This window comes from Rhodococcus sp. 05-2255-1e, from assembly GCF_002259025.1.
Taxonomy (GTDB): Bacteria; Actinomycetota; Actinomycetes; order Mycobacteriales; family Mycobacteriaceae; genus Rhodococcoides; species Rhodococcoides fascians.
In genome coordinates, this window is sequence record NZ_NOZE01000013.1 from 66,052 (window position 1) to 77,962 (window position 11,911).

The 11,911-nt window shown below is 64.0% G+C and carries 9 protein-coding genes; 2 read left to right on the top strand and 7 right to left on the bottom strand.

The annotated features are described in order from the left end of the window. Nucleotides 1-49: 49 nt before the first annotated feature. From CH262_RS10455 to CH262_RS10480, 6 genes are read right to left on the bottom strand one after another with little or no spacing between them, the layout of a single operon-like run. Nucleotides 50-2,728 (bottom strand): MGH1-like glycoside hydrolase domain-containing protein, encoded by a 2,679-nt coding sequence (locus tag CH262_RS10455; RefSeq protein ID WP_256988757.1) that lies wholly within the window; start codon nt 2,726-2,728, stop codon nt 50-52. Between the two features lie 24 nt (nt 2,729-2,752). Next, on the bottom strand, nt 2,753-4,702 hold the full coding sequence (locus tag CH262_RS10460) for a putative nucleotidyltransferase substrate binding domain-containing protein (protein WP_094652963.1): 1,950 nt from the start codon (nt 4,700-4,702) through the stop codon (nt 2,753-2,755). Then, nucleotides 4,692-6,239 carry a GMC family oxidoreductase gene (locus tag CH262_RS10465; RefSeq protein WP_094652964.1) on the bottom strand — a complete coding sequence of 516 codons (1,548 nt, stop codon included), beginning with the start codon at nt 6,237-6,239 and terminating at the stop codon, nt 4,692-4,694. Before CH262_RS10465 ends, CH262_RS10460 begins: the two co-directional genes overlap by 11 nt. Before the next feature lie 12 nt (nt 6,240-6,251). Beyond that, on the bottom strand, nt 6,252-7,763 hold the full coding sequence (locus CH262_RS10470; RefSeq protein WP_032407077.1) for an APC family permease: 1,512 nt from the start codon (nt 7,761-7,763) through the stop codon (nt 6,252-6,254). Nucleotides 7,764-7,787: 24 nt separating this feature from the next. Further along, nucleotides 7,788-9,314: an aldehyde dehydrogenase family protein gene (locus tag CH262_RS10475; RefSeq protein WP_179274962.1), complete on the bottom strand. Its 1,527-nt coding sequence runs from the start codon at nt 9,312-9,314 to the stop codon at nt 7,788-7,790. Between the two features lie 49 nt (nt 9,315-9,363). After that, nucleotides 9,364-9,879, bottom strand: coding sequence for a DinB family protein (locus CH262_RS10480; protein WP_032387486.1), 516 nt, complete (start codon nt 9,877-9,879; stop codon nt 9,364-9,366). A gap of 107 nt (nt 9,880-9,986) precedes the next feature. On the opposite strand from CH262_RS10480, the gene CH262_RS10485 reads away from it, so the two are divergent. Together CH262_RS10485 and CH262_RS10490 are read left to right on the top strand one after the other, a co-directional pair. Further along, nucleotides 9,987-10,241: a hypothetical protein gene (locus tag CH262_RS10485; protein WP_032370974.1), complete on the top strand. Its 255-nt coding sequence runs from the start codon at nt 9,987-9,989 to the stop codon at nt 10,239-10,241. A gap of 127 nt (nt 10,242-10,368) precedes the next feature. Continuing rightward, nucleotides 10,369-11,292: a YdcF family protein gene (locus tag CH262_RS10490; RefSeq protein ID WP_094717563.1), complete on the top strand. Its 924-nt coding sequence runs from the start codon at nt 10,369-10,371 to the stop codon at nt 11,290-11,292. On the opposite strand, the gene CH262_RS10495 is transcribed toward CH262_RS10490, so the two are convergent. Next, nucleotides 11,286-11,879, bottom strand: a complete 594-nt coding sequence (locus tag CH262_RS10495) for a TetR/AcrR family transcriptional regulator (protein ID WP_027496788.1) — start codon at nt 11,877-11,879, stop codon at nt 11,286-11,288. The two genes, CH262_RS10490 and CH262_RS10495, sit on opposite strands and share 7 nt — an antisense overlap. Nucleotides 11,880-11,911 lie beyond the last annotated feature (32 nt).

An 11,911-nucleotide genomic window follows, 5' to 3' on the forward strand; every position in this document is an offset into this window, starting at 1 on the left:
GGAACTTCGTAGCCCACTACGAAGTTCCACTCACATGGGCCGCAGGCCCTCACAGCGGCAGACGGGGCCTGAGCAGGTGCGCAACCAACGCCGTCCAGCCGGTTTGGTGTGTTGCTCCGAGTCCCTCGCCGGTGTCTCCGTCGAAGTACTCGTTGAAGGTCGGGTGCTCACTCCACAAAGGATCGGAACTCGACTCGATCCGCCGACCGTCGGCAGGCCTCTTGCCGTCGACGGGACGGAACAGTCCTGCCAAGCCGTTGTCGATCAAGTCTGCGGCATCGGTGAGAGTGCGATGGTTTCCCGAGCCGGTGGGAATTTCGATGGTGAACGAGTCGCCGTAGTAGCGCCCATAGGCGCGCAGCTTGTCCGCCAACAGCACATTCACCGGGAACCACACCGGCCCTCGCCAATTGGAGTTACCCCCGAACATTCCGGTGCGCGACTCCCCCGGCTCGTACTCGATGGACAGGCTACGACCGTCGACATCGAACGTGACCGGCTCGCGGTACGAAGCCGACAAGGAACGAATACCGAACTCCGACAAGAACTCTTCCGAGTCGAACATGCGAGAGAGGATCCGCTTGAGACGTTCGGGCTGCACAAGGGTGAGCAGAAGGCGCACCTCGTTGCCTTCCCGACGCGCCAGCAGCGGTGAGACCATTTCCGGCCGACGGTGCTGAACCCACCGCAGCCGCGCCGCGAGGTCCGGGCACTCCGCCTCGACCCAGGGCGGAATTTCCGTGGCCCCGAGAATGGGAAGCAGACCGACCATGGATCGCACTCGCATCGGTACCGCGTCGCCCTCGGGTTGCACGAGGACGTCGTAGAAGAATCCGTCTTCCTCGTGCCACAGCGAAATGTGCTGCGAACCGAACGAGTTGACCGCCTTCGCGATCGAGAGGAAATGCGAGAAGAACTTGGTCGCGACGTCGTCCCAGGCGCTGTCGTGGCGCGCGAGCTCGAGTGCGATCTTGAACATCTGCTGGCAGTAGAACGCCATCCAACTCGTGGCGTCGGACTGTTCCAGACGGAAACCGGGCGGCAGCGGAGCGGAGCGATTGAACAATCCGATGTTGTCCATACCGAGGAACCCGCCCTCGAAGATGTTCGACCCCTCCGAATCCTTGCGATTGACCCACCACGCGAAGTTGAGCAGCAACTTCGTGAACACCCGGACCAGGAACTCGCGATCCCGGTACCCGTCGATCCGATAGACGTGCCAGGCCGCCCAGGCGTGGACAGGAGGGTTGACGTCGCCGAACTCCCACTCGTAGGCCGGCAGTTGGCCGTTGGGATGCATGGCCCATTCCCTGCACATCAGGACCAACTGCTCCTTCGCGAAGTCCGGGTCCACATGTGCGAGAGGAATAGCGTGAAAGGCCAAGTCCCAGGCGGCGAACCATGGATATTCCCACTCGTCGGGCATCGAAATCACATCGGCCAGTGCGAGGTGACGCCAATGGGCGTTACGGCCCTTGGGGTCCTGACGCGAGTGCGGCGCCGGGGCTCCCACCTTGTCGCCCTCGATCCACTGCTCGACGTCGTAGCGGTAGAGCTGCTTGGTCCACAACAACCCCGCATATGCCCGGCGCGCCACGTGTCGATCGGCATCGGTGAGGTCCGCACCGATCACTGCGCCGTAGAACTCGTCCGCCTCCGCACGACGGTCACCGGTGACCGCGTCGAATCCCGCACCGAACGTCTGCTCGTCCGGCCTATGGGGCGACAAGCGCAGTCGCACCGATTCGGTTGCGCCCGAGGCGATGTCGTCGAATCTATACCAGAATGCAGCCTTCGTTCCGGTCTGCTCGGGGTTCACCGCACCCTGTTCGCCGTCGACGACATGTCGGCCGATGCCGTCCTTGGGGTACTTCGACAGGTTGTCCTGCCCCCACAAGGACTCTGCATTGGTTTCGTTGTCGCAGAGCAACACTGACGGCGTCCCCTCGGCGCTGAGGTAGTACCGACCGAGAAAGCCGTGATCGGCGGCAACGGCCTCGAGGCCGCCGGCCAGCAGTTCCGGTCGGGTCAGCTGGGTGAGCGATCCGCCGCGATCGTCGCGCCCCCACGACCAGGTGTTGCGCAGCCACAGTTGCGGCAGCAGATCGACCGATGCCGCCTCGGGTCCGTGATTGGTGATGGAGATCGTGATGCAGATGTCGTCGGGCGACGCTTTCGCATACGTGACCTGAACGTCGAAGAACCGGTTCTCGTCCAGGATCCCGGTATCGGCCAATTCGTATTCGCGGTCGTCTCGGCCGCGTCGGGCACTCTCCTCGCGCAGGTGCGCGTACGGATACTCCGCTTGCGGGTAGCGGTAGAGCCACTGCATCCAACTGTGCGTCGGAGTGCCGTCGATCGCCCAGAAATACTCCTTGACGTCCTCGCCGTGATTCCCCTCCTCGTTGGCCAACCCGAAGAGCCGTTCCTTCAGAATCGGATCCTTGCGATTCCACAGGGCGAACGCGAAATTCAGGAAACCGAATCGATCGCAGATTCCACCGATTCCGTCCTCACCCCAGCGGTAGGCACGCTTGTGCGCCTGATCGAACGGAAACGACGCCCACGCGTTTCCGTCCTCGGAGTAGTCCTCGCGCACCGTGCCCCACTGCCGTCCCGCCAGGTACGGTCCCCACTGACGCCATGGCCCACTGACCCCTGGTGACTCCGCCAAACGGTTGTGTTCGACGGTGGACGGGGTGGGAACGCTCACGGGATTGGTGGTCACGGCACACAGTCTGGTGCTTCCCGGTCAGCGATGCACGCCGACATTGGCGGCGAGGTACCCGACTCGGCGTTGCACCGCGGCGATCTCTCGGATGCCGTCGGTGAGCAGACTGCGCTCGAGCGGTGAGAGATCGGCCATGATCAGCACATCGCCGGGCCGATGGCCTGCCGTCATCTGATCGATCTGGTGTGACAGCCGCAGCCGTTGAAGCAGCGCGAACACCTCGGTCAACGTGGTGACGTCCCGTTCGGAGAGCATCCCGTTGCCCGACGCGGCCGCCAGACGCGCCGGTGTCGAGGCCGAGGCCATTCCGACCGACAGTCCACCCCACCGAGCGAGATTGACGATCGGAGTCAGTGCATGGGCCTTGAGGTCGAACGTGCCGCCGCGCCGCGCCAGCACGTCGCGCAGCGAACGCAGCCTGGCCCGTCCGGCGAGGGCGTCGCGAAGTTGCAGCCGCAGTGCATCGGGGTTGTCGACCAGCAGTCGGCGATAGGCCTCGGGAACGGTGTTCAACTCCCTCGGGCCCCACACCACCCTGCCGTCGATCATCAGCGAGGACATGATGAGGCCGGAGTCCCCAGCCGGAGTGGAGCCTGCGGAACGACCAGTGGTTCCTGCTTTGCCACGATCGCCGAAGGGGTTGCTGAGCCAGTGGGCCGCGGCACTTTCCCACTGTCCGGCCGAGCGTGCGAATCTCGGCGAACTCGCAACCGCACCGTTGGTGTCGGACGGCAACCCGGCACCGTCGAGGCTCGCGTGTACCCGAGCGGCCAGGCCCATCAGCACTTCGTCGCGAGTTCTCGGCACCGAGTTCGATCGTCCACGCACGTAGGGGTCGGCGGTGGTATCCGACCAAGTCAAAGCGCTGTCGACGTCCGAGGAGGGCATCGCCTCCCGACGGGCGACGCTGCCCAGGGTGATCCAGGCGAAGTTGTGTCGCGGTACTTCGGGCCGCGCCGCCCATTCGATCTCCACGGCTCGGCGAACGAGGCTGTCGACCACGACGGACAGAATCGCGCTGACGGCCAGGGCGTCGGTCCCACCCCGGAACAGGTCCGCCACCAATCCCGGAACGAGCCTTCCTGCGTCGGCGAGTTCGGCCGATGTCGTTGCCGAGGTCACCGCGCGACGAACCACGAAGCTGCGACGCGTGGACGCGGCATGCAGATCGGAGTCCTCGACGACGCCGAGAACCTCGCCTCGGCTGGACACGACGGGCATGTGCCGCAGTCCCAGCTCGAGCATGTCCATCAGGACGGTGCCGGCCAACCGGTCCGCGGTGACCGTCTCTGTGGGCGACGTCATGACGTGCTCGACCGGGGTGTCGACGCCGATTCCCGCGGCGACCACCCGCACCCTGAGGTCACGGTCGGTGAATATTCCGTAGCGCGAACCTCGCAGCGGAACCAGGACGTACGAGCTGCCCTGCTCGGTCATGTGCCGAACTGCGTCTCGGACGGAGGTGCCGACGGAGACGAACACCGGTGGGGCCGAGAGCAGTTCGCCGACGGCGCGGCCGGCACTACCCTCGGCCGCCCCACCGCGATGCGTGCTGGCCGAGGTGACGGCGTCGGCCAGAAACGCCAGCCCGGTCGGCGTTGCGAACAGCGGTCGAATCAGCTCTCCGGGCAACCGAAGAACGGTACTCGGCTCGGTTGCGCGCGCACAGAATTCGACCTTCCCGCCGACAAGCAACGCCGAGAAACCGAAGACGCCGCCCGGACCGATGGTGTCGATCGGTACGGCGGCGGGCGAGGTGTCGTCGTGGTGCACGATCACCACTCGACCGGTACGCACCACCCACACGGTGTCGGCCACATCGGGCTTCGACGTCGGGCCCACAACCCATGCGCCACTGGCATAGTCGAGTTCGACGGCTGCTCCGGCGATGTCGGTCAGTACCGCAGGTGACGCGCCTTGGAACGGTGGGTGCGCGCCGAGGAAGTCGGCAAGCTCCGATCTATCCGCCACGGATCAGGTCGGCGCACTTTTCCGCCATGGTCATGACCGTGATGTTGGGATTGACATACGGCAGCTTCGGCATCGCCGACGCGTCGACCACGCGTAGATTCGAGATGCCCTTGACGCGCAACTCGGGATCGAGCACGGCCATGGTGTCGTCCACCGATCCCATCCGCGCCGTACCTGCCGGGTGATAGACCGTGTTGTGGGTCTTGTGCACATAGTCGAGCAGATCATCGTCGGTGACGGCATCGGGCCCGGGTGCGAGTTCGCGTTCGATCCAACCCGCGAGTGGACCGTCTGCGGCGATAGCGCGCGCCAGCTTCAGCCCGGCAAGCATCACCGCGTCGTCATGGCCGTCGGCATCGGTGAAATAGCGCGGATCCACCTTGGCGCGATCACGAAAGTCCCTGCTGCGCAATCGAACAGTTCCCCTAGAACGACCCTGAGTGACGTTGGGCGTCAAACAGAACCCGTTGTCGGTGGTCGGATAACCCCACCGGAGGGTGTTCATGTCGAACGGCACGCTGCCGTAATGCATCATGATGTCCGGGTAATTCAGCGACGAGTCGGTCTGCGCGAACACCCCGATTTCCCACCACTGCGAGGAGGTGGTGACCATCGGCTTGCTCGCCTCCCAGAACACCAGCCCCTCGACGTGGTCGTCGAGGTTCTCTCCCACTCCCGGTGAATCGACCCGAACGGTGATTCCCATCTCTTGCAGCTGTGCCGCCGGTCCGATTCCGGAGAGCATCAACAGCTTCGGTGTGTCGATCGCTCCGGCGGTGACGATCACCTCGCGACGCGCGGACACGGTGTCGTAGCCGGTCAGGTCGGGGCGTTGGTACCGCACACCCGTCGCGGTCAGCGACTCGTCGATCAGAATCTCGCTGATCCAGCAGTCGGTGCGCACCTCGAGGTTGGGCCGCGAGCCGATGATCGGGTGCAGGTAGGCATGGGACGTCGACATACGCGACCCGTCCTCACCCGCATTGATCTGAAACCAACCCGCACCGTTGAGTACAGGCGTTCCGCGATTGAATGCGACTGTCGGAAGGCCTATTCCGGCGGCCGATTCGAGCACTGCCGCACCGCAGGGATCGTGCGGCGGCACGTCGCGTATCCGCACGGGTCCGTCGTGACCGCGGCCGGTGTCGTTGTTCTCCACGCGCGCAACGAAAGGAAGGATGTTCGACGCGCCCCAGCCCGTCGCGCCGGCCGCAGCCCAATCGTCGAGAGTTTCGGCCGGCGGATGAAAAGCGATGCAGGAGTTGTGCGACGAACAGCCGCCGAGCACTTTCGCACGCGCATGCCGCATGAAGCTGTTGCCACGTTCCTGCGGTTCGACGGGGTAGTCCCAGTCATAGCCGGAGTCGAGCAGATGCATCCACTCGACGAGTTCCAGGATCGCTTTGTCGCCGACGTCGGTGGGACCTGCCTCGACCAGGCAGACGCTGACGGAAGGATCCTCGCTCAGCCGCGCGGCCAGGACGCACCCCGCCGTGCCACCTCCCGCGACGACGTAATCGAACTGGGTGTCTGTCACTGCACGCTCCTTCTAGTTGCCCGTGGAGGCATGTGATTTCAGAGTGCCGATGTGCTTGCGCCCCTTGATTGCGTACCACAGCAGGCCCACGCCCAGGATGCCACCGATGTAGACGAACGCACCGAACGTGTTGTACCAGGGGGTTCCGTACACGGCCTCGCGCGGCCAGGCGAGGTTGAGCGCCATCCCGGCACCCCACACCACCGCCGCAATGTTGACCGGCAGGCCGAACTTACCCATCGTGAAGTATCCGCCGGGTTTGAGATCCTCCGGCGGCCACTCGCCTTTGATGCGCTTGACCAACAGTGGTCCGGTGACCATCAGATACGCGAGATAGATCATGATGATCGCGATCGAGGTGAGGACCGTGAAGATCTGCGGCTGACCGATGTTGACGACGAGGATCACGATGGCCAGCACTCCGATGGTCACCGCGGGCACCACCGGGGTCTGCGTCTTCGGATTCACCTTGGCCAGGCTTTCGCCGAAGGGCAACGCGTTGTCTCGCGCCATGGCGAACGTGAGCCGGATCGCCGCGGTGTGTACTGCCAGTGAGCAGACGAAGACCGCAATGACGATGCAGATGAGGAAGACGGTGCCGAGCGGGCCCCACATCACCGATTCGACGATGGATTGCAGGCTGCCGTCGGGGCTGCCGAGGGAAGGATCGTTCAGGTCCGGCGCGGCCATGACGGCGAACACCAGGATGGCTCCACCGATGACGAACGACGCGAGGATGGCGCGAAAGATCGCCTTGGGAGCGGTGCGCCGAGGTTCGACGGTTTCCTCCCCGAGCGAGCTCGCGGTGTCGAATCCGTACATGACGTATCCCGACGCCAGCGACGCGACCAGGAAGGCACCGAGGTAGCCGCCGCTCTCACCGGCACCGTAGCCGTTGGTGGAGAAGAACACCTCGGGTCCCCGAGTGATGTTGGCCGCGAGCAAGATCGCGATGAGCACGGCCGCGATGAGTTCGATGAACACACCCGCACTGTTGATCATCGCCATCAGTCGAACGCCCAGCGCGTTGATCGTGGTGGTGATGGCGATCAGAATCGCACCGAGCAGCACTGCATTGGCCGCGAAGTCGGTGGCACCCGAGCCGTCACCGATGATCTGAAATCCGCTCCAGATACGTGGCAGATTCAGCTGCAGAGCGAGGGCAACGGCGGCCAGTGTCACGATCGATGCCGTGAGCATCAACCAGCCCGCCGACCAACCGACGATCCTGCGGCCCAACAGCTTCGCCCAGTTGTACACCGATCCCGCCACCGGATACTTCGCGGCCAACTCCATGAAGCACAGTGCCACGCAGAGCTGACCGACGAAGACCGCAGGCCACGACCACAGGTATGCCGGTCCGGCGGTGCCGAAGCCGAAGTAGAACAGCTGAAAGGTGCCGGTGAGGATCGAGATGTAGCTGACGCCTGCGGCGAAGCTGGCGAATTTGCCGAGACTGCGGTCGAGCGATTCCTTGTAACCGAAATCGTCCATTCCGCTCGAATTGTCGTTCAGTATTGCCATGCCTGTGGCCTTTCCCATCGTGCTCTATCGGGTACCGAACCACCCCGCCGCTGTAGGTGAGGTGTTGTGCCAAATATGCTTCGCTTCTTGATATTCGGACATACCGGACGGTCCGAGTTCGCGGCCGTTCCCGGACTGCTTGAAGCCGCCCCATTCCGCGGCCGCCGTGTAGACACCGAAGTCGTTGAGCCACACCGTTCCATGACGAAGCCCACGCACCATTCTTTCGCCTCGCGCGGCGTCGGACGTCCGAACACCCGCGGCGAGACCGTAATTCGTATCGTTACCCAGCAGAAGCGCCTCGGCCTCGGTGTCGAATCGCTCCACAGTGAGTATGGGCCCGAACGTCTCGTCTTGCACGATATTCATCGACCGATCGCAGTGATCGAAGATGGTGGGCAGGAAATAGCTACCTTTGCTCAAGGACGGATCGTCCGGCTTGGTACCTCCTATGACCAAGGTGGCCCCCTCCTCGATACCCGTCGCCACGAAGCCTTCGATCTTCTCGCGCTGCGCCTGCGACACCAGCGGTCCGGTCTCGCTGGCCGGGTCCATACCCGGCCCCATCACGATGGTCTTCGCACGCTCTGCCACGGCGGCCACGAACCGGTCGGCCACTGATTCCTCGATGATCAGTCGGGTACCGGCCGAACACACCTGACCGGAATGTAGGAACACTCCGGTCAGCACGTTGTCGACCGAATCGGCGAACGACTGCTCGTCGGCCACCGCGTCGGCGAAGACGATGTGTGGATTCTTCCCCCCGAGTTCCACCGCCACCTTCGTGACGTTCTCCGCGGCCGCGGCAAGAATGTGCCTGCCGGTGGCGAGTCCGCCGGTGAAGGAGATGAAGTCGACGTCGCGGTTCCTGGTGAGCGCATCTCCGAGCGTTGCGCCGCTGCCCTGCAGCAGGTTGACCACACCGGCAGGCACTCCCGCTTCTTCCACGAGCTTGGTGAACGCGATGGTGCTCAGTGGCGTCACCTCGCTGGGTTTGAGCACCATGGTGCACCCAGCAGCCAAGGCGGGGGCGATTTTCCACGAGATCTGCAACAGCGGGTAGTTCCAGGGTGCGATCATCACGCAGACACCGATGGGCTCGTGCACCACTCGGCTCAGAATTTCCGGACGGTCGACGTCGATCAGTCGATCTGCCTGCACCACAGCGAGATCGGCATAGAAGCGGAACACCGAGGTGACGTCGTCGATATCGATCTCACTCTCGCCGAACGTCTTTCCGGTATCGAGGGTCTCGATATGCGCCAACTTCGCCTTGTCCCGTTGGAGCAAGTCCGCGATGCGATTGAGCAGATCACTGCGCTCACCCACCGTCACCGAGCGCCAGGGGCCGTCGTCGAACGCTGCCCGCGCCGCGGCAACCGCAACCAGGGCATCGTCGGGTGTCGCCTCGTCGACGACGGCCACCACGCTGCCGTTGGACGGATCGACGATGTCGCGGGTCCCGCCGTCACCGGCTCCTTGCCATTGCCCGTCGATGAACAACGACGGCCGCAGTGAGCTCGGGTCGAATCCTGCATCGGAGTCGGTCACTCGACACCTTCTTCCGTGTGGGGGCCTGTTGGTGTGTCTACGGTATGCCTCAGCGGCCGGTGACTCCATCGATCTGTTCGCGGATGATGTCCGCGTGCCCGTTGTGCCGCGCATATTCACTGATCATGTGCACGTAGACCATCCTCAATGACATCGGCCCGCCGCGACAGTCGACCGGATCCTCGAACGAGTATTGGGCAGCGACCACGTCCGAGGCCTCGCACTCGGCAGCGAATCGCGCGAAGTCCGACTCTGCACTCGATTCCGTCGCGCCCAGGAAGTCGGAATCCTTACCCAACGCAGCGTCGTACATCGGATCGAACGACATCGACGCCAGTCGCTCTCGAAACCAGATGCGTTCGACCTTCGCGAGGTGCCGGACGAGGCCGAGGAGGGAGAGCGTCGAGTGCGAGAAGGGGCGTTGCGCAAGCTGTTCGGCATCGGCACCGGCACAGATGTTCGACAACGTGGCTCGATGCCAACGCAGCATTCCTTCGAGAATGGGTCTGTCGTCACCGACGAGCGGACCGTCGACGGGATCGGGCGTGGGCGCGGTGAAGCTCATACTGCGATTGTCGAGCACGAAGTGGCTCCTGCCGAACGACCCGCCCGAAACAGAGTGCGAAGCCCCAGCAACAACCCATTCGGACAATTCACACTACGGTGGGATTCATGACAATCGAAGATGTGGGCGGCAGGCGAACGGTGACGGCGGATGAGCTTCTTCTGTTGGTGGGTGATCATCTCCTCATCGAGGAGGGTGTCGCGACCGGGTTCATCGAAAGCGCTGGGCAGGTTGCCGAGAACGTGGCGGTGACGGTCACCGACGGCGTCGACGGAACCACCACGACCGAGCGAGTTTTCCTTCCCGACGCCGAGGTGACCATCGAACCAGCCGACCGCGGACGCGCTCCGGTCACGATGTGACGATCGAGTTCAGCCGACACCGAAGTACATTCCTGTAACTCGAGCAACTCGGATCACACCAGCCACACTGGCACCGAACTGAGCTAGGGTGACGAAAACCCGTCATCGTTCAGGAGGGCAGCCGACAATGCGATCCGGCCGACAACAACCGTCGATTCGCGTGGCCGTGGTCTCTTGTATCGCCGTGTTCGGACTCGCCATGGGATCCAGTTCGGCGACGGCCGAGCCCGCTGCGCCGATCTCGACCCCAACGATTGCCGACGCAGTACGTTCGGCCGACGCGCAGCAGTACAACGATGCGCAGAATGCTCTGGTCAAGGGTCGCTACGAGGCCGGTTTCGCCGCACTGGACGCGGTTGCCACCGCCGCACCGAACGATGCCAATGTCGCAGCACTGCAGACGTTCTACGCCAACGCAACCGATGATGCCGACGCGCGAGCGCTGCACTCGGCCCGCCTGCGCGCCCTGTCTCCCCCGCTTGCCGATGCGGTGGATCGGGCTATCGAAGTCATCGACGAGGCGGCGACGGAGGCGATCGACTTCGCGCCTGCGACCGATGGCGTGAGGACGGCAATCGTGGTGCTCGGCCTGGGCCTGAACGACGACGGCAGTATGGCACCGGAATTGGTGCAGCGACTGAAATCCGCTGCCGCGGTCGCCGAGCGTTCCCCCGAATCACCCATCATCGTCACCGGTGGAAATCCGCAGCGCGGCGTCACCGAAGCCGAAGCGATGAAGAAGTGGCTGATCGACAACGAGATTGCGGCCGACCGCATTCACGCCGAGTCCACTGCGAATTCGACGGTGCAGAATGCGCAGCGCGCCACCTCACTGGCCGCTGAGATCGGTGCTGTGAATCTGGTGCTCGCAACAACTCCCAGCCATCTTCGGCGAGCGATCTCCGACTTCGAGATCGCTGGTGCCGACGTGATCGGTGCCGCCACATCCACCCCCGACGATCTTCCGGCCCTGCCCGCGCTCGCACCGACAGCACGGTTGGGCATGACCGTCGACGCCACCAAGATCATCGGGATACCGCGCACCTACTGACGCATCCACCCGCGCAGCACAGACGCCGCCCCGGCGTCGAACATCACCCGACGATCCTCGTCGTCGGCCATCCCGGGTATCGACAACTCGAGCGACACCAGACCGTGCACGATCGCCCAGAACGAGTGGCTGATCACGTCCACCGACGCGCCGCTCATCGTGCCTGCCTCGACGGCGCTCGCCACCGCCGCCCGAAGCGGATCCATCGCGGCGGCCGCGAGGTGTGCCTGATCGGATACGTCGACCGAACCGAGCACTCCGCCGAACATCACTGCGTAGAGGTGTGGGTTGGCCATGGCCCAGCGGCGGTACGCAAATGCCAGTTCGCGCAGGTCGACCTCGGATTCCCCGGTGACAGGAACGCTGCGTTGCGCGTCACCGAAACTCGAGAACGACGCGCCGAACAGAGCCACCAGCAGCTCCGCTCGACCGCCGAACAGCGAGTAGATGGCCGTGGTCGAGGTGCCCTGCGCGGCCGCGAGTTTACGCAACGACAACGAGTCGACGCCATGGCGCGCAACGGTTTCCGCTGCGGCTTCGAGTAGCCGGGTGCGCAGTTCGGCATCGTGAATTCTGGGTCTCGCCACTTGCGAAATCTATCACAACAGTGTTTTATAAC